21 protein-coding genes are annotated in these 23,165 nt (G+C 44.2%); 14 read left to right on the forward strand and 7 right to left on the reverse strand.

The features are described from left to right. Positions 1 to 22 precede the first annotated feature (22 nt). Positions 23 to 571 carry a DUF6438 domain-containing protein gene (locus ABIX36_RS03890; protein ID WP_348080851.1) on the reverse strand — a complete coding sequence of 183 codons (549 nt, stop codon included), beginning with the start codon at positions 569 to 571 and terminating at the stop codon, positions 23 to 25. 131 nt (positions 572 to 702) lie between these two features. On the opposite strand from ABIX36_RS03890, the gene ABIX36_RS03895 reads away from it, so the two are divergent. From ABIX36_RS03895 to ABIX36_RS03945, 11 genes are all read left to right on the forward strand, one after another. Beyond that, positions 703 to 1,689, forward strand: coding sequence for a DUF6427 family protein (locus tag ABIX36_RS03895; protein WP_348080852.1), 987 nt, complete (start codon positions 703 to 705; stop codon positions 1,687 to 1,689). 45 nt (positions 1,690 to 1,734) lie between these two features. Next, a complete protein-coding gene (gene purQ, locus ABIX36_RS03900) occupies positions 1,735 to 2,427 on the forward strand; it encodes a phosphoribosylformylglycinamidine synthase subunit PurQ (protein WP_348080853.1) in 693 nt (230 codons plus the stop codon). Then, on the forward strand, positions 2,428 to 3,171 hold the full coding sequence (locus tag ABIX36_RS03905; RefSeq protein WP_348080854.1) for a type III pantothenate kinase: 744 nt from the start codon (positions 2,428 to 2,430) through the stop codon (positions 3,169 to 3,171). It begins immediately after the preceding gene. Further along, on the forward strand, positions 3,164 to 4,480 hold the full coding sequence (locus tag ABIX36_RS03910) for a hypothetical protein (RefSeq protein WP_348080855.1): 1,317 nt from the start codon (positions 3,164 to 3,166) through the stop codon (positions 4,478 to 4,480). Before ABIX36_RS03905 ends, ABIX36_RS03910 begins: the two co-directional genes overlap by 8 nt. Positions 4,481 to 4,490: 10 nt before the next feature. Then, positions 4,491 to 5,066, forward strand: a complete 576-nt coding sequence (gene lptC, locus ABIX36_RS03915) for an LPS export ABC transporter periplasmic protein LptC (RefSeq protein ID WP_348080856.1) — start codon at positions 4,491 to 4,493, stop codon at positions 5,064 to 5,066. 108 nt (positions 5,067 to 5,174) lie between these two features. Continuing rightward, positions 5,175 to 7,274 carry a peptidylprolyl isomerase gene (locus tag ABIX36_RS03920; RefSeq protein ID WP_348080857.1) on the forward strand — a complete coding sequence of 700 codons (2,100 nt, stop codon included), beginning with the start codon at positions 5,175 to 5,177 and terminating at the stop codon, positions 7,272 to 7,274. 84 nt (positions 7,275 to 7,358) lie between these two features. Next, complete coding sequence (locus ABIX36_RS03925) at positions 7,359 to 7,874, forward strand: DUF2480 family protein (protein WP_348080858.1); 516 nt, start codon at positions 7,359 to 7,361, stop codon at positions 7,872 to 7,874. 44 nt (positions 7,875 to 7,918) lie between these two features. After that, on the forward strand, positions 7,919 to 8,695 hold the full coding sequence (locus ABIX36_RS03930; RefSeq protein ID WP_348080859.1) for a DUF3108 domain-containing protein: 777 nt from the start codon (positions 7,919 to 7,921) through the stop codon (positions 8,693 to 8,695). A 2-nt stretch (positions 8,696 to 8,697) separates the two neighbouring features. After that, the gene (locus tag ABIX36_RS03935) at positions 8,698 to 9,261 is read left to right on the forward strand and encodes a DUF3109 family protein (RefSeq protein ID WP_348080860.1); all 564 of its coding nucleotides are present in this window, start codon (positions 8,698 to 8,700) and stop codon (positions 9,259 to 9,261) included. A gap of 93 nt (positions 9,262 to 9,354) precedes the next feature. Beyond that, on the forward strand, positions 9,355 to 10,491 hold the full coding sequence (gene gmd / locus ABIX36_RS03940) for a GDP-mannose 4,6-dehydratase (protein ID WP_348080861.1): 1,137 nt from the start codon (positions 9,355 to 9,357) through the stop codon (positions 10,489 to 10,491). A gap of 23 nt (positions 10,492 to 10,514) precedes the next feature. Further along, positions 10,515 to 12,122 (forward strand): gliding motility protein RemB, encoded by a 1,608-nt coding sequence (locus ABIX36_RS03945; RefSeq protein WP_348080862.1) that lies wholly within the window; start codon positions 10,515 to 10,517, stop codon positions 12,120 to 12,122. Positions 12,123 to 12,339: 217 nt separating this feature from the next. On the opposite strand, the gene ABIX36_RS03950 is transcribed toward ABIX36_RS03945, so the two are convergent. Further along, positions 12,340 to 12,825, reverse strand: a complete 486-nt coding sequence (locus ABIX36_RS03950) for a hypothetical protein (RefSeq protein WP_348080863.1) — start codon at positions 12,823 to 12,825, stop codon at positions 12,340 to 12,342. Further along, a complete protein-coding gene (gene tilS / locus ABIX36_RS03955; protein WP_348080864.1) occupies positions 12,822 to 14,156 on the reverse strand; it encodes a tRNA lysidine(34) synthetase TilS in 1,335 nt (444 codons plus the stop codon). The genes ABIX36_RS03950 and tilS overlap by 4 nt, the downstream gene beginning before the upstream one ends. A gap of 51 nt (positions 14,157 to 14,207) precedes the next feature. On the opposite strand from tilS, the gene ABIX36_RS03960 reads away from it, so the two are divergent. Further along, positions 14,208 to 16,781 (forward strand): OstA-like protein, encoded by a 2,574-nt coding sequence (locus ABIX36_RS03960; protein ID WP_348080865.1) that lies wholly within the window; start codon positions 14,208 to 14,210, stop codon positions 16,779 to 16,781. Here the strand turns inward: ABIX36_RS03960 and rdgB are convergent, their stop codons facing one another. Together rdgB and ABIX36_RS03970 are read right to left on the reverse strand one after the other, a co-directional pair. Continuing rightward, positions 16,782 to 17,366 (reverse strand): RdgB/HAM1 family non-canonical purine NTP pyrophosphatase, encoded by a 585-nt coding sequence (gene rdgB, locus ABIX36_RS03965; RefSeq protein ID WP_348080866.1) that lies wholly within the window; start codon positions 17,364 to 17,366, stop codon positions 16,782 to 16,784. A gap of 1 nt (position 17,367) precedes the next feature. Then, the gene (locus ABIX36_RS03970) at positions 17,368 to 17,955 is read right to left on the reverse strand and encodes a hypothetical protein (RefSeq protein ID WP_348080867.1); all 588 of its coding nucleotides are present in this window, start codon (positions 17,953 to 17,955) and stop codon (positions 17,368 to 17,370) included. A gap of 155 nt (positions 17,956 to 18,110) precedes the next feature. On the opposite strand from ABIX36_RS03970, the gene ABIX36_RS03975 reads away from it, so the two are divergent. After that, positions 18,111 to 19,547, forward strand: coding sequence for a peptidylprolyl isomerase (locus tag ABIX36_RS03975; protein ID WP_348080868.1), 1,437 nt, complete (start codon positions 18,111 to 18,113; stop codon positions 19,545 to 19,547). 7 nt (positions 19,548 to 19,554) lie between these two features. Beyond that, the gene (locus tag ABIX36_RS03980; RefSeq protein WP_348080869.1) at positions 19,555 to 20,517 is read left to right on the forward strand and encodes a MoxR family ATPase; all 963 of its coding nucleotides are present in this window, start codon (positions 19,555 to 19,557) and stop codon (positions 20,515 to 20,517) included. Between the two features lie 187 nt (positions 20,518 to 20,704). Here ABIX36_RS03980 and ABIX36_RS03985 read toward each other — a convergent pair whose 3' ends face one another. Further along, complete coding sequence (locus ABIX36_RS03985) at positions 20,705 to 21,571, reverse strand: hypothetical protein (protein ID WP_348080870.1); 867 nt, start codon at positions 21,569 to 21,571, stop codon at positions 20,705 to 20,707. 94 nt (positions 21,572 to 21,665) lie between these two features. Next, a complete protein-coding gene (gene cysS / locus ABIX36_RS03990; RefSeq protein ID WP_348080871.1) occupies positions 21,666 to 23,156 on the reverse strand; it encodes a cysteine--tRNA ligase in 1,491 nt (496 codons plus the stop codon). Positions 23,157 to 23,165: the final 9 nt, after the last annotated feature.

Raw genomic sequence — 23,165 nt, forward strand, 5'->3', positions numbered from 1 at the left:
GAAGGGAAGCGGGGAAGACGGTTCAATTACCCGGTGGTGGCGGAAATCTAACGTCGCGGATATCCGGCATTGATCGGTGAATTTCAAACGTATCCCTCGTGCGTTCTGGCTTAACAACCTTGTAGCTCTTTATAATGTAGTAAAACACCTTTGCGACACCATCGGGCAAACTTGTGGATTGTGCTTTGATGTGCTTTACTTTATTATTGTAGTGGATAAGCACATTCAGGCTTTCATCATCTACACTCTTTTCATAAGAAGTATCAAGCTGTTTATAGTTTATCTGCTCAAGTTTGAAATTAAAGGAATCCCAAAGTTCTCGATTTATTTTTGCCGAATAATAACCTACAAGCTTTTCCCTCTGTTCCGGCTTGGGGAATAAGGCAAGCGGTAGTTCGCCGCCATAGTAACGGTATAGCAAAGAACTGTCAATAACTACAGCAGTTAACTGACATGCGCCAAAACAGCCCCCTGTCGCTATCTCAATTTTAGTGATCTCATTAGGTCGTTGGTTGGGCTTGTTACAGGCAACAAGAAATATTAAAAAAAATGAAAATCTTAGTTGCTTCATAGGGGCTATTAGATGCCGGTAATTTATGACATTTATTTTCAAATAAATTGTGCCTTATAATTGCCCGAGCAATAAAAGCATTACGCCTAAATCGCTTTTTCTGCTAATTTTGCGGCAACAAGCAAGCCGCTATGGTCAATTTTTTTAAGGTTTATAATCCGCTTAATGTTTTGTGGCTTGCCATTTTACTTTTCGCGCTGCGTATTGGGTACATTTTGCAGGTGCCCGATAAGTTGGAGTTTACCTTCGTGGAGCCTTTCGCCCGTCTGTTGGTGCCCGTAGCATACGAATACGCCTTTTCGCCGGGCCTAAACATGTCTTTGGCTGGCGTTTTAGTGTTAGGGCAGGCGGTATTGGTAAATTACCTGGTAAACCGTTATAACCTGCTAAGCAAACCCACCTTTTTGCCAGCGTTAATGTATGTTACATTAACGGCCTTGTTCACACCGTTTATGGTGCTGAGCGCACCCCTTATCTGCAATTTTCTGCTGATATGGATGCTGTTTAAACTCCTCAGCTTTTATAAAAGCGATGATGCCAAATCCATCGCCTACGACCTGGGGATGATTGTGGCGGTTGGCTCGCTTATTTATTTCCCGTTTATATTCCTGTTTTTAGCCATTTGGATAGCCCTTGTAATATTCAAGCCCTTTAACTGGCGCGAGTGGGTTTCGGGCATACTGGGTTATGTAACCGTCTTCGTTTTTTTAGCGGTGTTTTACTACCTCAACGGCAGGCTGGGCCGGTTTTACGATATCTGGGCACCCCTCGGTTCTAAGTTCCCCAACAGCATCCATATCGAATACCTGGATTTCCTCGTACTCATCCCGGTAATCATTATCATTGCGCTTTGTTTTGTTAAACTGCAGCAAAACTTCTATAAAAGTTACGTGCAGGTGCGCAAATCGTTCCAGTTATTATTTATCATGTTTTTAATAACCGGGCTATCGTTTTATGTGCGTGCGCCGTTTAATCTTAACCACTTTATATTGTGTGCTGTACCCGCAGCGGTGTTTTTTAGCTATTATTTTGTGAACGCCACCACCAAATGGTTTTACGAAAGTTTGTATTTATTGCTGCTTATCAGCATAATATATTTCCAGTTTAACACTTTTTAACTTTTACATTCGTTCAAATTTCGGCTTATGTATTAGTTTTGTAACATGAAATTTGGCGTAGTAATATTTCCCGGCTCCAATTGTGATGAAGATATCATCCACGTTTTGCAAAATGTAATGGGCCAGCAGGTGGTTAGGTTGTGGCATAAAGACCACGATCTGCAAGATGCAGAGTTCATTGTTTTGCCAGGCGGCTTCTCTTTTGGCGACTACCTCCGCTCTGGCGCAATAGCCCGCTTCTCGCCTATTATGCAGGAGGTTATACAGTTTGCTGCAAAAGGCGGTAAAGTATTGGGCATCTGCAACGGCTTCCAGATCCTGGCCGAAGCAGGTTTGTTACCAGGCGCATTGCTGCACAACAAAAACCGTAAATTCATTTGCCGCAACATTTATTTAAAACCGCAAACCGCAAATTCGCTGGTTACCCGCCAACTGGATCCTGAGCGTGCTTTAAAGATCCCTATCGCCCACGGCGAAGGCAATTACTTTGCCGATGCAGACGTTTTGAAGGCTTTGAATGATAACGACCAGGTGCTGTTTCGCTACTGCGATGAGGCGGGTAACATTACCGACGAAAGCAACCCTAATGGCTCAATAGAGAATATAGCCGGCGTTTGTAATGCAGAACGTAACGTGTTTGGCTTTATGCCTCACCCGGAGCGTGCATCGGAATCATTGGTTGGCAATGAGGATGGGCTGGCGATATTTGAATCGATATTAGCGCTGGCAAAGGCCTAAATGACCAGCCTGGTTATTGACATTGGCAACACCCTCACCAAGATCGCCATTTTTAAGGATAACGACTTGTTACAGGTGCAGCAATACCAGCAACCGGGCGCAGATGAGATAAACACCCTGCTGGCTAAACACCGGGTAGATAAAGTGATATCCTCATCGGTAAAAAAAGAAAAAGAGCCCTGGCAACTCATGCTCGAAGATAAATTTACGGTACTACATTTTAACAGCAGTATTGCCAGCGGCATAAATAACCATTATAAAACACCAAAAACACTGGGGCCCGATAGGCTGGCAGCAGTAATTGGCGCAAACCATTTATACCCGCATAGCAGCAACATGATCATAGGCGGGGGCACCACCATCACTTATGATTATGTTGATGCCGGGGCAAATTATTTTGGCGGCAGCATATCACCGGGTTTAAAAATGCGTTATAAAGCCTTAAATTATTATACCGGCGCGCTACCGTTAATTGAGGTCGATGAGGATTTCAATAGTACATATGGTGACGATACCGCATCGGCCATTACATCGGGGGTGCAAAACGGTATAAAACACGAGCTTACGGGCTTTATAGAAGCGTACACAAATACACAAAAAGCGTACAATATCATACTACACGGGGGCGATAGTATTTTTTTTGATACGCTGTTAAAAAATAGCATCTTTGCCCCCTATATAAAAAATGAGCCTTACCTGGTTCTAAAAGGTTTAAACGCAGCTATACAAAAGCATAATGATTAGATATATAAGGTTCGTACTAATACTTTCTCTGGCCGCTACCGCATTGGGCGCAAACGCGCAATCTACTGCAACTACAAGTTCCCCGTATTCGCGCTATGGCCTTGGTGACCTTAGCCCTACCGTTTTGCCTCAACAAGCGGCAATGGGTGGTATTGGTGCCGCTATCAACAAAATAAACAGTTACAATTACATTAACTTTTTAAACCCGGCAGCTTATTCATCTATCAACTACACGGTTATCGATGCTGGTATTTCAAGCAATATCAATACGCTTAGCAAAAGCGGCGCAAGCAACCAAACCAATGCAAGCTTCAGACTTAGCCACGTGGCTTTCGGTATCCCTTTGTCAAAAAGATCGGCACTGAGCTTTGGCTTATTACCTTATACCGAACTGGGCTACAATTACCGCCAGTCGAAAGCAAACTTTGGCACAGGTATGCCGGCAGATACTAACGCTGTAAATTACTTATACAGTGGTGATGGTGGTTTATCAAAAGCATATATAGGCTATGGTGTACGTATAGGCAACCACTTTTCGGTAGGGGCTAACGCTTCATACATATTTGGCAACTTAAAAGAAACACAATCTACCGAGGTTCCTAACTTATTTGGCACCTTAAACTCAAGGGTTGAAGAGAGCAACAGCATCCACGGCCTTAATTATGATTATGGCGCACAGTACAGTTTTGATTTCTCTGCCAGGAAACACCTTGTATTTGGTTATTCTGCTTCCACAAGCTCGAAACTTACTACGCAAAACAGCTATGTTGTGAGCAGTTATTTTACCGAGAATGGCGATGAAGGCGTTGCTACAGACAGCCTGGTGAACCGTAAGGATGCCAAAGCAAAAATAAACCTGCCTCAAATACACCACTTTGGTGTGAGCTACCAATACGATGGTAAATATTTAATTGGGGCAGACTACAGCATTGGTAACTGGAGCGACCTTTCTGTTGCAGGTGTAAACAAAGGCTTGCAGAACAGCAAAACGTTTAATGTTGGCGGGCAAATAACCCCTAACATGAACTCACTATCGAACTATTTTGCCCGTGTTGATTACCGCTTCGGGGTGATATATGATCAAACCTACCTCTACGTAAACAATACAAATATCAAACGATACGCAGCAACTTTTGGCTTGGGCCTGCCGTTGCCACGTAACAATACCGCGTTTTACAAAATAAACCTTGCTGCCGAGTATGGCAAACGTGGTACCTTAACAAACGGGCTGGTAAAAGAAAGCTATATCAACCTGCACCTATCCTTCACACTGAACGATCTTTGGTTTGTGAAGTATAAATATGATTAATAAGCCCATCATGTTTACCAGGCCACTATCCGGAAAAGTTTGGCTCTCTGCAATGCTCGCAGTGATGCTTTTTAGCGCCTGCGAAAACGACATCAATAAAATTAAAGCAATTGCCGCGGCCGACGCTACCAAGCCTATACAGCGCACTACCGATCTTGATGTGATCTTCAGCGACTCTGCACAGGTAAAGTTTCGGCTAACATCGCCGCTTTACATCGAATACAAAGTAGAAAAACCTTATGGCATATTACCCAACGGCGTAAAGATCATTTTTTTGGATAAGGATGCCAAAGAAGCGGGGAACATTGTCGCCGACTCGGCATCGATGCACGATGACAACAAGTTCATCGAATTTCATAAAAATGTCGTAGCCAAAAATTCAGAAGGTACCGTATACAAATCTGATGAATTGATATGGGACCAGAAGAAAAAAACTTACTCCTCTAACAAGCCGGTAGAGATGACAAAAATTGGCGGTGATGTAATGAGGGGCACAAGTTTTGTCAGTGACGATAAGCTACAGCACCCCATCTTTCAAAATTCTACAGCAATTATTCACGTTAATGGCGATGGTTTAACGCAATAGATACTCAAATTCACAACGCAAAAATTTGTGTTATAGAATTTTAGTAAAAGTTGTATCTTGCGCCTCTTTTTGAGAAATATAAAATAGATATAGAGTTATATGGGTATCATGGGTTATTTGCGGGACCGGATGGGAACAATCCTCGCAATTTTTATTGGTTTTGCATTACTTGCGTTTGTAGCAGGCGAAGTTATTAAGTCTGGCAGTTCTATTTTTAAGGACAATGCCAGCGAAATTGGAGAAATTAACGGCTCGGCCGTTAGCTATAAAGAATTTAACGACAGGTTAGATCTTTCTACAGCACAGTTTAAGCAACAGTCTGGCCAAAGCATTTCACCACAGATCACCAGCTATTTACAGGAGACCACCTGGAACCAGTTCTTAACCGACAGGTTGTTGGGTAAAGAAATTGAAAAAATAGGTATCACTGTAGGTGATGCCGAAACACAAACCATGGTGAGCGGCGCTAACCCCGATCCACAGATAGCACGCCAGTTTACCGATCCGCAAACAGGCCAGTTCGACAGGGCAAAACTTAACCAGTTTTTGCAATACCTGCAAAGCCCTAAAGCCGATACCACCCAGGTATCATCTTGGAGAACGTTCCTTACCGAACTTATTAAGGACAAAAAAAGGCAAAAATACATGGCTCTGGTTGGTACAGGTTTATATGTAAACACGCTTGAGGCCCAGGACGACTACACTGCGAAAAACAAGCTTGCTAACTTTAAGTACACCGTGCTTGATTATGCTTCTATACCAGACAGCAAGGTTACCTTAACTGATGACGATTACAGCGCTTACTATAATGAGCATAAATCGGAGTTTAAAAACAAACAGGAACTGCGCAACTTTGATTACGTAAGCTTTAATGCAGCGCCTTCTAAAGAAGATAGCCTTGCTATAAAAACACAGGTTGATAAGCTTGCGGCAGATTTTAAAGCATCTGCAAACGATTCATTATTCGTACAGATCAACTCTGAAACAAAAACACCAATTACCTATCTTAAAAAAGGCCAGTTAGATCCTAAGTTAGATTCGGTAATGTTTGCTGCCGCACCAGGCTTTGTTTATGGCCCATACTTATCTGGCACCAGCTACAAAGTAGCCAAGCTGATCAGTGCAAGGGTAGAGCCGGATTCGGTTAAAGCACGTCATATTTTATTAAACCCGGCTACTGAAGGCGGTATTGATAAAGCGCTTGCTAAAGCAGATTCAATTAAAAAATTACTAATAGGTGGTAAATCATTTGCAGACCTGGCTAACAGCTTCTCTACAGATAAAGCCGCTAACCAAAAAGGTGGCGACCTGGGTACATTTGCCCGCGGCACCATGATCCCTGCTTTTGACGATGTGATTTTTGCTGCCAAAAAAGGCGACATTAAGATCTTCACCACACAATTTGGTGTTCACCTGGTTGAAATTCAGAACGAGACAGGCTCATCTAAAGTAGTGAAGGTTGCCCAGGTTGATAAACCATTAGAAGCAAGCCAGAAAACACAAAACGACGTTTATAACAAAGCGCAGGGTTTCCTGGGTTCCTTAACAAAAGACAACTTTGAGGCTCAGGCCAAAAAAGCAGGTTTGGTTGTTAAAAAAGCGGATGACGTAACTGGCACAGCAGCCACATTGCCGGGCCTTGATAACGCACGTGCTTTAGTTAAATGGGCATTTAAAGCCGACAAAGGTGATTTCTCTGAGGAGGTTTACCCTATTGGCGACCAATATGTAATTGGCAGCCTTACACAAATAAAGCCTGTTGGTTATTTAAGTGTTGATGATGTTAAGAAACAAATAGAACCTATGGTTAGGGTAGCGGTTAAAGGGAAACAACTTGCTGAAAAGCTGCAGGCAGCTTCAAACGGCGCTTCTTCTATCGATCAGGTAGCTCAGAAAGCGGGCAGCAAAGTAGTACCGGTACAAAACATTGTATTTGCCAACCCGGTTATCCCAGGCTCAGGCCCGGAATACAAGGTTATCGGCTCTATCTTTGGTTCACAGCCAAACAAGTTATCTAAACCTGTTGTGGGTGCGCAAGGTGTGTATGTTTACACGCTTGAAAGCTTTATAAACCCTGCGGCCTTAACAAACGCCGTAAGAGAGAAACAAACTTTAGGCCAGGCGCTTGAACAACGTGCCAATGAAAAGGTACTCGAAGCCCTGAAAGATAAGGCGAATGTAAAAGATAACCGCGCCAAGTTCTTATAAGCTAAATTTAAAGTAATTTTACATCCGGCAAGAGCGTTATAGCTTTTGCCGGATTTTTTTTGTTTTATAACGATTAGGCTACCAATGGAAATACAGGAAAACATTATCAATAAAGTTGCGCAAAGCGGATTGGTTACGCTGGATCCCGCCCAATTTTACCCGGCTGGAGAACGTGTGGTTTACGATATAAAAGATAACTTATTCCACGGCCTGATGCTGCGCGAGAAAGATTTTCGCGAGTTTGTAAAAGGGCACGACTGGGCGCAGTACCAGGATAAGTTTGTTGCAGTAACCTGCAGCGCGGATGCTATTGTGCCAGCCTGGGCTTATATGTTGCTGGCTAACCGCCTTGCACCTTATGCCAAAGAGGTTGTTTTTGGCGATGCAGAGGTTTTAGAGACAGTGTTGTTTGTAAAACAGATAGCCACGATGGATGTAGAGCAATACCGCGACCAGCGCCTGGTTATAAAGGGCTGTGGCGATATACCTGTACCGGTATCAGCCTATGTGGAGCTAACAAAAAAGCTTACGCCTGTTGCAAAAAGCCTGATGTTTGGCGAACCTTGTTCTACCGTGCCCATATATAAACGCCGCGATTAAACCGTTTGGCCCTAATCCGGTCTATGAGGTTCTATATCAATTACATGAAGAAATATTATTTAGTCCTTTTATTATTAGCCTGCCTGGCAAACGCTTACAGTCAGGAAGCCACGAAAACCGATGAGGTGGTTTTTCAGGCTGGTGAGCAGATTACCTATAAATTAAAATACGGTATTTTTACCGCAGCGGAAGCCATTATAAAAACCGAAAACAGCACCCAGAAATTTGATGGTAAACCGGCGTTACGCATCCATGCTGTAGCCAATACAGCCGGTACTTTCAACCTGCTGTTTAAGGTGCGGAACCAGTATCAAACCTTTATCAACCCAAATACCCTGCTGCCTTACTACTACTCGGAAGAACGAAAAGAGGGCGGCTACAAGCATAACGACAAGGTAATATTTGATAGAGATAAGAATATCATCACCGCCAATAGCGGTACTTACCCTTTTACAGGAAACGTATTCGACTTTTTGTCGGCCTATTACTTTGCCCGTAATGTGGATATATCCGGGCTAAAGATCAACGATAAACTCGACCTGAGGTATTTCCTCGAAGATGGAGTACATACCCTTACCATCACTTATTTGGGCAAAGAAAAGGTAAAATGTGGTCTGGGTACATTCAATTGCTTAAAATTTAATCCAACTATTATACCCGGGCGTATTTTCCGCAAAAATAGTAAGCTATATTTGTGGATCACCGATGATAAGAACCGCATCCCCGTAAAAGCGCATGTGGAACTCGTGGTGGGTAGTTTGGTAATGGACCTTACGCAGGCCAGCGGGCTTAAATATGCTTTAAACCCGGTAAAAAAATAATTATGATAGAAGTAGGGAGCGTTTTACTACACGAGGATGTAGTAAAAGAGAATTTTGTATGTAACCTGAACAAGTGCAAAGGCGCATGTTGCTTAGAGGGCGATTCGGGCGCGCCATTGAATTACGATGAACTGGACGTACTTGACGAGATCTACCCGAAAGTAAAGCCTTTTATGACTGCTAAAGGCATCGCGACAGTTGAAGATGTTGGCACCTACGTAACCGATTTTGAAGGCGACTACACCACCCCCTGCGTTGATACCAATAAAGAATGCGCATACGTAACCTGGGACAACGGAATCACCAAATGCGCTATAGAAAAAGCGTATGAGCATGGCGCAATAACCTGGCAAAAACCAATATCCTGCCACCTATACCCTATCCGTATTACAGCCTACCCCGAGTTTGATGTTTTAAATTACGACCGCTGGAGCATTTGCAGCCCGGCATGCAGCTTTGGTAACGAGCTGAAAGTATCGGTACACCAATTTTTAAAGGGCCCGCTGATCCGTAAATACGGCGAAGACTGGTACCGCGAACTGGAAGATACCGTTGCCGGAATTTAAAATATTAGCAGGTTTGTATACAAGCTTATACCGGCATTTTCGATTATTTTGGTAATATTGCAATTAGATAATTGCTTAGCCTAATATTCGTTAATGAAAACAGCTTTAATTACAGGTATAACAGGTCAGGATGGCGCATACTTAGCTGAATTTTTATTAAAAAAGGGATATGAGGTACATGGCGTTAAACGCAGGTCATCTTCTTTTAATACCGACCGGATAGATCACCTATACCACGACCCGCATGAAAAGGGTGTTAAATTGCACCTTCATTACGGCGATTTGACAGATTCTACCAACCTGATCAGGCTAATACAAGAAACACAACCCGACGAAATTTATAACCTTGGCGCGCAAAGCCATGTTAAGGTAAGCTTTGATACCCCGGAGTACACTGCCAACGCCGATGGCATAGGCGTTTTACGCATCCTGGAAGCGATAAGATTATTGGGTCTTACCAAAAAAACACGTATATACCAGGCATCCACATCCGAGCTGTATGGTTTGGTGCAGGCGGTTCCGCAAAGCGAAAGCACGCCATTTTACCCGCGTTCGCCTTATGCAGTAGCCAAATTATACGGCTATTGGATAATTGTTAACTACCGCGAAGCTTATGGCATGTACGCCTGCAACGGCATCTTGTTTAACCACGAGAGCCCTATACGCGGGGAAACTTTTGTTACCCGTAAAATTACGCGTGCGGTTGCAAAAATAGCTTTAGGGCTGCAAACATGCCTGTATGTTGGTAACCTTTCCGCACAGCGCGACTGGGGCCACGCTAAAGATTATATAGTTGCCATGTGGTTGATGCTACAGCAGGACAAAGCCGAGGATTTTGTAATTGCCACCGGTGTAACTACCACCGTAAGGGAATTTATAAAAATGTCGTTCCTGGAGCTGGGTATCGAAATTGAATTTAGCGGTAAAGACGAATACGAAAAAGGCGTTATTATAGATATAGACCAGGCGAGGGTAACCGAATTAGGGCTTAATTTTGAGGCCTTACATTTTGGCCAAACCGTTGTAAAGGTAGACCCCAAATATTTCAGGCCCACCGAGGTGGAACTTTTAATAGGCGACCCTTCCAAGGCAAAAGAGCAATTGGGTTGGGTGCCGAAGTACGACCTGCAGGCATTAGTTACAGACATGGTTCAGGCTGATCTGGACCTGGCTAAACAAGATGAACATTTAAGAAAAGGTGGTTATAAAACATTGAATTATTTTGAATAGCACAAATTGATACCCCGGCATATATGAAGAAGATTTTTATCAGCAGTTTTATATTACTGGTTTCTATTGGGGTTGCGAAAGCGCAATCTGTATATCAACCCTACAATTACCAGTTTTACCAAAAGCTGAATGCCGACGTGTATTCCACCAAAACCCGGGTGCATTCCTCGTTAAAGCCATTCCTGGCGGATGATTCTCTGCTAAGGGCCCGTGTAGATTCGTTGTTAAACTATGGCGTTGTAAAAAATAGCGCTTATGCCAAAATTTTCAACGAGCATTTAATTGATTACAAAAGCACAACCTCTACCTTTTACGCCGACCTGCTGCCCGATTTTAACATCGGCCGCGATTTTTCGGGCAAAAAAACCACCCATTACAATTCGCTTGGGCTGCAAATTGGCGGTACTGCCGGTAAAAAATTCAGCTACAACGTGGCCGGTTATTTAAGCAACGCCAAGTTTCCCAATTATCTCTCCACCTATATTAACCAGGTGGGCATTGTTCCGGGGCAAGCATATGCACGCCGCTTAACAAACGATGCGGATGCTTACAACTGGTCGTACATTACGGCCACGGTATCTTACACGCCATTTAAATTCATCAACATCAGCGCCGGGCGCGATAAAACATTCATTGGCGATGGTTACCGCTCGGTGTTACTGTCTGATAATACATCGCCTGCACCCTTTTTCAGGGTAACTGCTGATGTGGGCAATGTAAAATACATGGCTATGTGGGCGTTGTTCGAGGATCCGGCTTCAACAAGCGATCACTTTATCGACCGCAAAAAATTTGGTGTATTCCATTACCTCGATTGGAACGTAAGCAACAGGCTTTCCTTTGGTTTCTTCGATTCGGTTATCTGGTCTAACACCGATGATTCCGGCCACTCCCGTGGCTTTGATTTTAGCTACATCAATCCCCTTATATTTTTAAGGCCCGTAGAGGCTGCAAATGGCTCGCCTGATAACGCGCTGATTGGCCTTACAAGTAAATTAAAAGTAACAGACGGCCTTACCCTTTACGGCCAGTTTGCACTGGATGAGTTTGAATCGAAAAACTTTTTTCATAACCCGGGTAACTACCGTAATAAATTCGGCTGGCAACTGGGTATCAGAGGAGCAGACTTGTTTGGCGTGAAGGGCTTGAATTACCTTGCCGAAACCAACACCGCAAGGCCCTACACTTATTCCGAGCGTGCATCGGTTATTAACTATACCGCCAACAGCGAACCGCTTGCACACCCATTTGGTGCCAACTTCCGCGAGTATGTGGCTATGCTGAACTATTCGTACAAACGTTTTGATTTCTCCGGCGAGGCCGATTTGGGGCACTACGGCCTGGATATTAACAACCTTAATTACGGTAAGAACCCTTTCTTAAACTACCAGAACCCGGCCCATGTTGATGGCAACTATATAGGCCAGGGCTTAACCACCAATATGGTTTACCTGCAAGGCAAAATAGCGTTCCTGCTTAATCCAAAATACAACCTTAGGTTAGAGCTTGGCGGCATTTACCGCACCGAAAAGAACACCGCCTTTAACGATAAAACCAGTATGCTAACCTTCGGCATCCGCAGTTCGTTCCGCGATCTGCATACCGATCTGGCCAGCTTTAAATCGCATTAAGGGAAAAATATCTCCTTTGCCGTTTCGATGAGCATAAGACAGAAAGGGGTTTGCACATTGCGCAAACCCCTTTCCTGTTACAAATATTTCATTTCAAAATCTAAAGCGCGAGGAGGAATAACGTATACGGTGAGTACATCAAAACCCAAAGCGTTTTCTTATTTATAAATTCGTATCTCTTGATTCCTGATTCTTATCTCTTGATTCTTTTCTGAAGCTACCTCGCCTTCATTTCCTCTTTTATCGCCCTGAGAAACTCGTTGGCATGTTGCGAACCGATAATGTACAGCAGTCCATCGCGATCTGTGAGGTGAATAGCATCATTGCCGGCGGTGTAAAAACGAATGGTGCCTTTGGTATGAAGGTTATAAACCGGGTTATTGAACAGGTAGCGGCTGTAAGTGCCCTTCTCGGCCTTTACAATGCTGTTGAGATCTATTTTTACGCGGCGGGTAGTCCACAGTCCATCCAGCGTAACACTTTTGTTGGCCACAATGGTTTTAAAGTGAAGTACAAAACCCAGTATGATAGATATGGTGATAATAGAGAAGCCAACTACCGCCAGCAGATCGCCGTTGCGTTCGCGTTCGTCGGTAAAAAAGTACGCGGCAAAACAAAACATAGCTAAAATAAGGCGGATGGTGATAGGGATCCACTCCCGGCCCAGGTACTGTTTTTCGGTAAAATCGGCTTTATCGGTCATAATTTAATCAATTCGAATATAGTAACTTTTTTAGTGTTTTTATCCACTTTATACCTTTCATCAAGGCGATAGCCACCAAGCCATATAATATCGCCATTGGCATTTACCAGCACTGGCACTTCGCCTTTTTTATGGAGCGGCACCTTTTGGTGGATGAAAAAATCGCTCAGCTTTTGCCGGGTTTTCATCCCGAGGGGGTAAAAATAATCTCCTTGTTGCCAGGCACGCAATGTTAATGGATAAGCCAGTTTCCCGGCATCAACAGATACCGCCAGTGGATTATCTTTTACAATAAGCGGGCTATCATCATGCAAAACGGTGAGCTTATAATTTTGATAGTTTATAAAATGAGTCCCTTCGTTTATCAAAACAGGGTGGGCCACTTTGGTTTTTTTTAAAGAAATGATCAGCATCCCCCTATCAACCACCAAAATGTGACTGCCACTTTCAAATATCCGCCCGGCATGTTTATCCAGCGCAGTCAGCAGGTCATCAACCACGTTATCTATGAATCCGAAAGGCTGCAAGAGTTTAAAAAACAACAGGCGCTGCGGCGATAATTTTTTAATGGCATCTATGGAAATATGTACTTCGTCCTGGTGCTGCACCAAAATATCGTTCCTCAAGCTTTCTACTTTTTCCTCCAGCAATTGCTCCAGTTCGCGAAAATTGCGCAGGTTGTTTTCAAATGTACTCTCCAGCGAAGGGTTCAGCTCCTTAAGCAAGGGGATAACCTGGTGGCGAAGTTTATTGCGGGCATATTTTGTAGAGGCGTTAGAACTATCCTCCACAAAAGCCAGCCCCCCGGCCCCTACAATTTCACCTATCTCATCACGTGTTAAGAAAAGCAAAGGTCTCACCAGGTTACCATTTTTTGGTAAAATACCATGCAGCCCAGCTATACCTGTACCCCGCGTAAGGTTTAACAATATTGTTTCAATCGTATCGTTCTGATGGTGTGCAAGCGCAATGGCTTCGTAACCTGCTGTTTGGCAAAGCTGATTGAACCAAGCGTACCTAAGATCCCGCGCCGCCATTTGGATGGATACTTTGTTATCCGCCGCATAGGTTTTGGTATCGAAATTGGCTGTATGAAAGCTTACGCCGAGTTGTGCGGCCAGCCCGCGGGTAAATTCCTGGTCGGCATTGGCCTCATCGCCCCGCAGCATAAAGTTGCAATGCGCTATACCAAAATAATAACCTGCAGACTTGAATAAATGAGCCATTAATACCGAATCCATGCCCCCGCTAACCGCCACCAGTACTTTTGTACCGGGCCGGAATAATGTATTTTGCGTAACAAAATCTACAAAGCGTTTAACAGGAAGCATAAGCCAAAATTATTAATTTAATAACCCCAGCAAAAAACTAATTTTGCCATTGTGATAAAATACGCCTTCAGCCTTTTTTTTATACTAACATCTGTTACGGTACTGGCACAGAAAAAATCTGTAGTGAACCTAATCCGCTCTAAAAGCAGCGAGGGGGTTAAGATAAACGGCAAGGATGTAATAAAGGTTTACCAGGGTACCTTTCAGCAGGATTTTTCTATCATGCGGTCAGACAGTGCTTACTTTTACGCGCAGGATAACGCTTTCGATGCTTTCGGCAATGTGAATATTACCCAGGGCGATACGCTGAATATTTTTGCGGACAAGCTGAATTACAATGGCAACACCAAAGTTGCTATCCTTACCGATAATGTAAAAATGGTGGATAAGGACGCCACGCTTACCACCAATTATCTTACCTACAACACCGCAACCCGCATAGGCACCTATACTGGTGGCGGCAAGGTGGTGAATAAAGACAATACGCTCACCAGCAAAAACGGTTACTATTTTGCCTTATCAAGAGATTCATACTTCAGGTATGATGTGGTTTTGGTAACCCCTGATGCCCTAATAAAAACCGATACTCTGCGATACAATACCGGCACACGCATAGCCTTTTTTTATGGTCCCACCAATATTTACGATACCAAGGATAAAAAGGACACACTATACACAGAGAACGGGCTTTATAATACCGTGGTAGAGCAGGCATTTTTTGGTAAAAAGAATATTTACAAATCGGGCACCAAACGATTGAAGGGCGACAGTTTATTCTACGATAAAAAAATTGGTTTTGGCCGCGCGGTGAAGCACGTGGTATTTACCGATAGTGAACAAAAAACAACCCTGATGGGCGATCTGGCAAATTATTACAAAAGCGAGGAACGCACCGTAGTAACCCAGGACCCCTACGTAATAATTGTTACCGAAGAAAAAGATACCACAAAAAGCGATACTGTTGCGCTAAAAACTATTCTTGCGGATAAAAATGGAAAAAAAACAGCGTCGCCTATAAAAGCGCCCGCTTTGGGTACGCCGGCAAAAGCATCGCCCATAAAAGCTCCGCCATTAAATTCGCCGGTAAAGGCCCCGCCGCTGGGTACGCCGGTAACCGCACCGCCTTTAACCATACCAACTAAAACGCCTTTGGGTACGCCGATAGATGCAAAAAATAAATTGAGAGCAGCTACGGATTCTTTAACGAAACTGGCCAAGGCGGTAAAAGCTGATATATCAATAAAAACGGATAGCCTTGTAAAAACTAAGAAGCCGGAGAAGATAAAGCGCGATTCTATCTACATCTCCGCAGATACGCTGGAAACGCAGATGCTTACGTATAAAGATTTGAAGGCTTTATTTGAAAAACAGCGCCTTGCCGGGATTAGGGACACCTCCTTAAAAATTAAGGGTGTTGGATTGGCTACCTCTTCCGCGAAACCGTTATCCAAATTCCTCAGCGCGGTGTCTGTGGGTGTGCCTAAAGACAGTTTGATATGGCACCCTTTACAGTTTGGGTTACCAAGGCCCGAACCTGTGGCCGTTATACCGCCTAAGCTGGATAAAAAGGGCAGGCCTATTAAAGAGAAAAAAGGCGTGCCTCTTCCTGTTGTGATTGTTCCGGATAAGTTGGATAAGGATGGCAAACCCATCTCTAAAAAGCCCCAGCAAAAAGAGCCCGTTGCCGACCCGGAAGATAACGACCCGGCCTTTATTGTAAAAACCCGGCCGGTAAGTGATACCGCAAGGATCAGGATCATAAGAGCATACCACCATGCCAAACTCTTTAAATCAGATCTGCAGGCAAAAGCCGATTCGATGTTTTACAGCTACAGCGATTCCACTCTGCGCTGCTTTGTAAACCCGTTGATATGGACGCAAGGCTCGCAGCTGTCCGGAGATACCATCACCATGCAAATGCGCAACAAAAAGATGGATAACCTGATGCTGTTCCCATCGGCATTTATTGTGAATATTGAGAAAGACGATTCCCTCACGTTTAACCAGATAGCAGGTAAACGGATGCGCGGCTTCTTTAAAAACGACAAACTGGATAAGATGTTCATATCGGGCAATGCTGAAAGCATCTATTTCGCTCGCGACAGCACCAAAAAGGTAACCGAGATGCAGCGCTCGTTAAGCACCCGGATGCGGGTAGTGTTTAAAGACAACGCCGCGTCCGATGTTTTTTTCATCACCAAGCCAGAGCACCGCTATGGCCCGCTCACAAAATTCAAGGACGATGAAAAAATATTGAAAGGTTTTATCTGGAAACCGAAAGAGCGGCCTATCTCCAAGGAATCCATTATTCCTTCGTACACCAAAAAACAACTGGCAAAGCAGCCTGCGGCTGCTCCCGGCAAAAAAGGTGCTAAAACACCTGCGATAAAGTTGATAAACGGCAAACCCGCGCCTGCCGATAGTACCGCTATCAAATTACCTGCAGGAGGCCTTATTAAAGCAGGGAAGGATTCGCTGAACGTAAAACCGGTGATAAAGGGCAAGGCAGATAGCACCATACTTAAACCGGCATCAGCGCCGGCACCAAGTCCAAAGCGCGATACATCGGTAACCAAGCCAGTGGCAAAACCTAAGGCCGATTCGGCTACTGTAAAGAAACCGTAATTAAACGGTCTGGGTGTTTAAGAACGCGATAAGCTTTTCTACTGCGATGGCGCGGTGGCTGATGCTGTTCTTTTGCTCCAGGTCCATTTCAGCGAAAGTAATATCATACCCATCGGGCTGAAAGATAGGATCGTAACCAAAGCCATCGGTGCCGCTTATTTCGCGGCGGATAGAGCCGGTTATCACACCTTCAAAAAAATATTCTTCGCCATTCCACATCAACGAAATAACCGTGCGGAACTGTGCCCCGCGATTACTTAGTCCGGTTAATTTAGAAAGTACTTTATCATTATTGGTTTTGTGGTTCCCGTGTTCGCCGCCATAGCGTGCCGAGTAGATGCCCGGCTCACCGTTAAGGGCAACTATCTCCAGTCCGCTATCATCACCAAAACAATTGAGCTGGTATTTATCCCATATATAATGGCTTTTGATGGACGCATTATCTTTAAAGGTTAGCCCGGTTTCGTCTATCTCATCGGTACAGCCAATATCGTCAAGGGTAAGCAAGGCAAGCTGTCCTTTTATTTTGGCAGATACTTCCATAAGCTTGTGGCGGTTATTGGTTGCAAAAACTAATTGCTGCATATTAAATTGTTTTCATCTGTTCCCAAAAGGCTTTCTTATTATCGTTACTGCTCATCATCTCATCAAAGCTAAAGCTGTACAATACATTGGTTTTTTTACCCTGTACCGGGCTGTTAAGCGGCAAATTGCCTATGCCCTGCGGCAACGCATCCTTCCCCATTATTACCAATCTCGATGGCTTTAATTCACCCGCAAGCCTGGCCATAGCAAGGGGCTGATATTGATGTACGTTTAGTATGGCCACATCATCAAGGGCAAGTTCCTTACGCTTTAGAATATTCTCCAACGCGGCTAAATGTGCAGCGGGCATATGCTCATCGGCGGCGTAGCTTACCAATATCACAAAGCTTTTATTGTTGCTACCCAGATAATTAAATACCGTATCGGGCGTTTTTATGGGCTGGAGAGTCTCTGTAACAGCAATAACTTGTGATGTAATAACGGGTTCAATAGTTGTTGCAACGGGCGCTGTAGTTGTAATGACAGACTCTGCGGCAACAGATATTGGTTTGGCAACCTTATCCTCCGGCAGCAGGTAAAGCTCGTCCGGCATAATAAAACGGAAAGCGTTAGGGTTATCAACCTTCATATTATTTAACATATTTTAACCAAAAGTACCTAAAGCAGTTGAAGCATTATAGGCATATTCGCACAACGGCTTAATTATATATTTTTATTAATAAATTTTACCGAAATTTGCATTTTTAGCGGTATAAGCACCCGCCATATTAGTTTAACGAATTCATGAGAAAAATAGGGATATTCATTGTAAATATTTTTTTAGTTGCTACCGTTGCCCAGGCACAAATAGATACTACAAAACAAGTTAAGGCCGATACCACCACCAGAACCTTTGCAGGCCCGGTACGTACGATAGATAAAATAGCAGGCATTGTTGGTTCCAGTATCATTTTACAATCAGATATCGAATTACAATACGCGCAATACCTGGTGAGCGGCCAGCAGCCAAACCCGGATTTTAAGGCGGTATTACTGCAAAACCAATTAACCCAAAAATTACTTGCCCAGCAGGCTGTTATAGATAGCGTGCAGGTGAAGGAAGAAGATGTTGATGCCGATGTTGATCGCCGGATGCGCAGCTTTATACAACGCGCAGGCGGAGAAGAGAAGCTTCAGCAGTTTTTGGGTAAATCGACTATTCAGTATAAGGATGAGATTCGCCCGGATATCAAAGAATCGATGATAGCGCAGCGCATGAGGCAAAAGATCACCGAAAAAGTAAATACCAGCCCACAGGATGTTAAACGTTTTTTTGAATTGATGCCAAAGGATAGCTTGCCAACCTTTAACAAAGAGGTTGAGGTGGGCGAAATTGTATTTGATCCTAAAATGAGCAAGGAAGAGAAACAATTTTATAAAGATAAGGCCGAAGAACTACGCCAAAGGGTAAAAAAAGGTGAAGATTTTGGTGCCCTGGCGAGGTTATACTCACAGGATCCGGGGTCTGCGCCTGATGGTGGCGATCTGGGCTTTAACGACCGTAACGGTTATGTGAAAGAATATTCGGCTGTTGCCTTTAAACTGAAGGCCGGCGAAATATCATCGGTTTTTGAAAGCGACTTTGGTTTCCACTTTTTACAAGTTATTGAGCGCCGCGGTGAGCAGGTTCACACCCGTCACTTGCTCATCGTTCCGGCTACTACGCCTGCCAGTTTAGACCGGGCTAAAGTAAGTGCCGATAGTTTATACACCGTAATGAAGGCCAACAAGCTGATCGATTTTTCGAGCGCAGCGTCTTTATTCTCGGATAATAAAGAAACCAAATATAACGGTGGTATGATGCTGAATGCTGATAACGTGCAAACCCGCTCCACTTACATCCCAACTGATAAGCTGGACCCGCAAGTGGCACTCGTTATTGATACCATGAAAGTAGGCAGCATATCTAAGCCAACATTATTTACTGATGCCCAAACCGGTAAAAAAAGCTATAAAATATTGTACCTTAAATCGGTTACCGACGCGCATAAGGCAAACCTTGAACAGGATTTTGCCAAGCTGAAAGAAATGGCCATGGACGATAAGCTTAACCGCACCGTAAGCCAGTGGTTTGAAAAACGCCGTAAAGAAACTTTCATTAAGATAGATCCGGAGTACCAAAAGTACCCTATCTTACAAAAATGGATAGCCCCGGTTACCACTGCACAGGTAAAACCTTAATATAAATATGCAACACCGCTCTGATGTAGAGGCCGCTGATGCATTGAAGCTTGCTTATGAGCAAATTCGTGCAGAAATTGGAAAAGTTATTATAGGGCAAGACGAGGTTATTAAATTCGTCCTGATCTCTATTTTCAGCAACGGCCACTGCTTGCTGGTTGGTGTGCCGGGCCTGGCTAAAACCCTGCTGGTGCAAACCGTAGCACAGGTGCTCGACCTCGATTTCAAGCGCATCCAGTTCACTCCCGACCTGATGCCCTCAGACATCATAGGATCTGAAATATTGGGTGAGGACCGCAACTTTAAATTCATCCCCGGCCCGGTGTTCTCTAACATTATCCTGGCCGATGAAATAAACCGTACGCCACCAAAAACCCAGGCAGCCCTTTTAGAGGCCATGCAGGAAAAAGCGGTTACCGCGGCAGGTGTTACGCATAAATTAGCAAAACCCTTTTTTGTACTGGCTACCCAAAACCCCATTGAGCAGGAAGGTACTTACCCCCTGCCGGAGGCTCAGCTGGATAGGTTTATGTTTAACGTTGCCTTAAACTACCCGTCTTTTAAAGAAGAATTGCAGGTAGTAAAGAATACCACCAGTACCCACCAGGTAACGGTAAACAAGCAATTAAACGCCGATCAGATCATCTACTTCCAGCAGCTGGTGCGCAACATCCCGGTTACCGATAATGTGCTGGAATATGCCGTAAAGCTGGTATCAAAAACCCGTCCCGACAGCGAATTTGCCACCCCGCAGGTAAAACGCCTGTTAAACTGGGGCGCAGGCCCACGGGCATCACAGTTTTTGATCTTAGGTGCCAAATGCCACGCTGTGCTCAACGGAAAATACTCGCCGGATATAGAGGACGTAAAAGCGGTTGCCAAGCCCATACTGAGCCACCGCATCGTTCGCAGCTACCACGCCGAAGCAGAAGGTTTATCCGCCAGCGATATCATCGAACAATTATTCTAAAATGCTGTGCTTAACGCTCCGGTAGGAGCATCCTGTTTATAGCAGTAGTTTATTAAAATTAAAGCTCCGTAGGTGCTTCCTGTTTGCCTTTATATTGGCGAGGGAGCACCTACGGAGCTTTAACTCTTTCTTTGTTTCTCTATAAACAGGATACCCCCTGGGGTAACGCAGCTAATTTTATTGAGTACTACTCCACTGTAGAAAATATCTCCAGCAGCACGTTCCATTTGTGGGAAGCATCTATCTCCCAAATACGCACGTAATTGTAGTTATTTACGATGTTGCCTTTACGGATCCGCGCGGTACCATAGCTGTACGCCAGGTCGTTACTGGTGGCGCGGCCGGCATTTACAGTTTGGGCAGATATGCTGATGCCTTCGTTAGCTATAAATTTAGACACTTTGTCCCTGCCTACAATTGGCTCAAACCCCGGGAAATAATACATGCCTTCAGGGCTTAAAAACTCTTTGTACGAAGCCAGGGCGGATAGATCTAACGAGTGATTTAACAGTTTATCAGAATTAATGATGACGGTTTTGCCGCTGAATGGATCTTTGCTTGGGGCTACCTGTTTAGACGTATCCGGCTCTCTGAAATCGGTACCAGTTTCGGCTTCCGGCTCGGGGTGTTGTATACCCAGGTCTATCAGCAGTTTAAGCTTATTATCGGCTGCATCGCGTTTCCAAACGGATACGTACTGGCCATAAACTTTATCATCGTCACTCTTCCCATTTTGGTAAACGTATGGGCCCGCCGTAAAGGCAAGGTCGCCATTGGCAGATATACGCGCTACTTTTGGCTGCCAGGTTAATTTACCAGGCATTTTATCAATAGTACCGTAAAATTCAGATATCTTAACAGCGTTTGGTTTAAAAACTATCCCCTCCGGGTCGGCAACGGCTAAAAAGCCTGCCTTTATCCCTTTGCGTTCAACCTGCTTATTAAAGTCAATTTCGGCATTTACTACTTTACTAACCTCAACAAGCGTTTTTTGGGCAGATACGTTGGCACTAACACCGGCCAATACAAAAGCAGCTAACAATAATTTCTTCATAGGATCTATTTTGCGGGCAATTCTTAATTAATTTAAGCTGCATAAATGTACGTATGCCCGGCGTACATTCACACAAACAGGTAGTTAAAATTGGTTAAAGTTTTACCCAATCGGTTGTACCTTGTTTATTATCATTCAGTTGGAAGCCTATTTGTTTTAGACCTTCCCTAATTTTATCAGACGTGGCATAATCTTTATTAACCTTGGCCTGGTTGCGCAGATCTACAATTAAACCCAGCAGCCCCTCGGTGTCGCCGCTCTGGTTGTCATCCTGCTTTAAGCCTAAAACATCGTAAAAGAAATCGTTGTACGTTTTCTTCATCCGATCAAAGGTCTCTGCAGACACTGCGCCCGAGTTACGGGTGCCATCGGCAAACGAATTTATCGATTTGGATAAATTATTCAGTGCTTCTAACGTTTTTGGCGAATTAAAATTGTCGTTCATACCGTTATAGCAATCCTCGCAGGCCGCTATGATTGCGCTTTCCGCCTCACCATCAACAGCAACTAATGTATTTTGTTGCAACGCGCTTAACTTTTTAGCAGCCTTAGCAAGGTGTTTATAAAATTTCTCGGCCGCCTCAAGGGCGTCGTTAGAAAAATCTACCGTACTGCGGTAGCTTGCCTGCATAAAAAAGAACCTCACCGCCATTGGGCCATAGCCCCTTGTAAGCAACTCGTGCTCCCCTTTAAATAACTGTTCGGGTAAAAAACTATTGCCAAGGGATTTAGACATTTTTTGCCCGTTAACCGTAAGCATATTGGTATGTAGCCAGTAGGTAGCCGGGTTGTTGCCGCAGCTGGCCACATTTTGCGCTATCTCGTTGGTATGATGCGTGGCCATAAGGTCCATCCCACCACCGTGGATATCAAATTTATGCCCCAGGTATTTATTACTCATAGCCGAGCACTCCAAATGCCAACCAGGGAACCCAACGCCCCAGGGCGATGGCCATTTCATCAAATGCTCGGGCTTGGCCTTTATCCAAAGGGCGAAGTCAAGCTTGCCGTGCTTTTCGTTCTGGCCGCCCAAAGTGCGGGTGTTGTTCAGCATGTCTTCCAGCTTGCGGCCGTTTAGTATGCCGTAATCCTGTGTAAGGTTGTACTTCTCTACATCAAAATATACCGAACCATCTACTTCGTAGGCATATCCTGTATCTAAAATGGCTTTCACCAGTTCTATTTGCTCAATAATATGCCCTGTGGCTGTTGGTTCGATGCTTGGCGGCAGGGCGTTAAAGGTTTTCATCACCTCATGAAAATCAACGGTGTACTTTTGTACAATTTCCATCGGCTCCAATTGCGATAACCTCGCTTTTTTTGATACTTTATCCTCTCCCTCATCGGCATCGCCTTCTAAATGGCCGGCATCGGTAATGTTACGCACATAGCGCACCTTATAACCCAAATGCAGCAGGTAACGAAAAATAAGATCGAAGCTTATAAAAGTGCGGCAGTTGCCCAAATGAACATCGCTATATACGGTAGGGCCGCAAACGTACATCCCCACATGGGGTGCATCAAGCGGTATAAATTCTTCTTTTTTACGTGTTAAAGTGTTGTAAACAAATAATTTTTGTTCCATGAGCGCAAA

Origin of the sequence: Mucilaginibacter sp. (assembly GCF_039925265.1) — a bacterium.
Classification (GTDB): domain Bacteria; phylum Bacteroidota; class Bacteroidia; order Sphingobacteriales; family Sphingobacteriaceae; genus Mucilaginibacter.

Excerpts from the sequence above, each read along its gene's own strand:
- ABIX36_RS03975 (WP_348080868.1), top strand. The coding sequence starts at position 18,111 with ATGAGAAAAATAGGGATATTCATTGTAAATATTTTTTTAGTTGCTACC.
- lptC (WP_348080856.1), top strand. The coding sequence starts at position 4,491 with ATGTTTACCAGGCCACTATCCGGAAAAGTTTGGCTCTCTGCAATGCTC.
- ABIX36_RS03890 (WP_348080851.1), bottom strand. The coding sequence starts at position 571 with ATGAAGCAACTAAGATTTTCATTTTTTTTAATATTTCTTGTTGCCTGT.
- ABIX36_RS03945 (WP_348080862.1), top strand. The coding sequence starts at position 10,515 with ATGAAGAAGATTTTTATCAGCAGTTTTATATTACTGGTTTCTATTGGG.
- gmd (WP_348080861.1), top strand. The coding sequence starts at position 9,355 with ATGAAAACAGCTTTAATTACAGGTATAACAGGTCAGGATGGCGCATAC.
- ABIX36_RS03925 (WP_348080858.1), top strand. The coding sequence starts at position 7,359 with ATGGAAATACAGGAAAACATTATCAATAAAGTTGCGCAAAGCGGATTG.
- ABIX36_RS03920 (WP_348080857.1), top strand. The coding sequence starts at position 5,175 with ATGGGTTATTTGCGGGACCGGATGGGAACAATCCTCGCAATTTTTATT.
- tilS (WP_348080864.1), bottom strand. The coding sequence starts at position 14,156 with ATGCTTCCTGTTAAACGCTTTGTAGATTTTGTTACGCAAAATACATTA.
- ABIX36_RS03950 (WP_348080863.1), bottom strand. The coding sequence starts at position 12,825 with ATGACCGATAAAGCCGATTTTACCGAAAAACAGTACCTGGGCCGGGAG.
- ABIX36_RS03970 (WP_348080867.1), bottom strand. The coding sequence starts at position 17,955 with ATGAAGGTTGATAACCCTAACGCTTTCCGTTTTATTATGCCGGACGAG.
- ABIX36_RS03935 (WP_348080860.1), top strand. The coding sequence starts at position 8,698 with ATGATAGAAGTAGGGAGCGTTTTACTACACGAGGATGTAGTAAAAGAG.
- cysS (WP_348080871.1), bottom strand. The coding sequence starts at position 23,156 with ATGGAACAAAAATTATTTGTTTACAACACTTTAACACGTAAAAAAGAA.
- purQ (WP_348080853.1), top strand. The coding sequence starts at position 1,735 with ATGAAATTTGGCGTAGTAATATTTCCCGGCTCCAATTGTGATGAAGAT.
- ABIX36_RS03930 (WP_348080859.1), top strand. The coding sequence starts at position 7,919 with ATGAAGAAATATTATTTAGTCCTTTTATTATTAGCCTGCCTGGCAAAC.
- ABIX36_RS03905 (WP_348080854.1), top strand. The coding sequence starts at position 2,428 with ATGACCAGCCTGGTTATTGACATTGGCAACACCCTCACCAAGATCGCC.
- ABIX36_RS03980 (WP_348080869.1), top strand. The coding sequence starts at position 19,555 with ATGCAACACCGCTCTGATGTAGAGGCCGCTGATGCATTGAAGCTTGCT.
- ABIX36_RS03895 (WP_348080852.1), top strand. The coding sequence starts at position 703 with ATGGTCAATTTTTTTAAGGTTTATAATCCGCTTAATGTTTTGTGGCTT.
- rdgB (WP_348080866.1), bottom strand. The coding sequence starts at position 17,366 with ATGCAGCAATTAGTTTTTGCAACCAATAACCGCCACAAGCTTATGGAA.
- ABIX36_RS03985 (WP_348080870.1), bottom strand. The coding sequence starts at position 21,571 with ATGAAGAAATTATTGTTAGCTGCTTTTGTATTGGCCGGTGTTAGTGCC.
- ABIX36_RS03910 (WP_348080855.1), top strand. The coding sequence starts at position 3,164 with ATGATTAGATATATAAGGTTCGTACTAATACTTTCTCTGGCCGCTACC.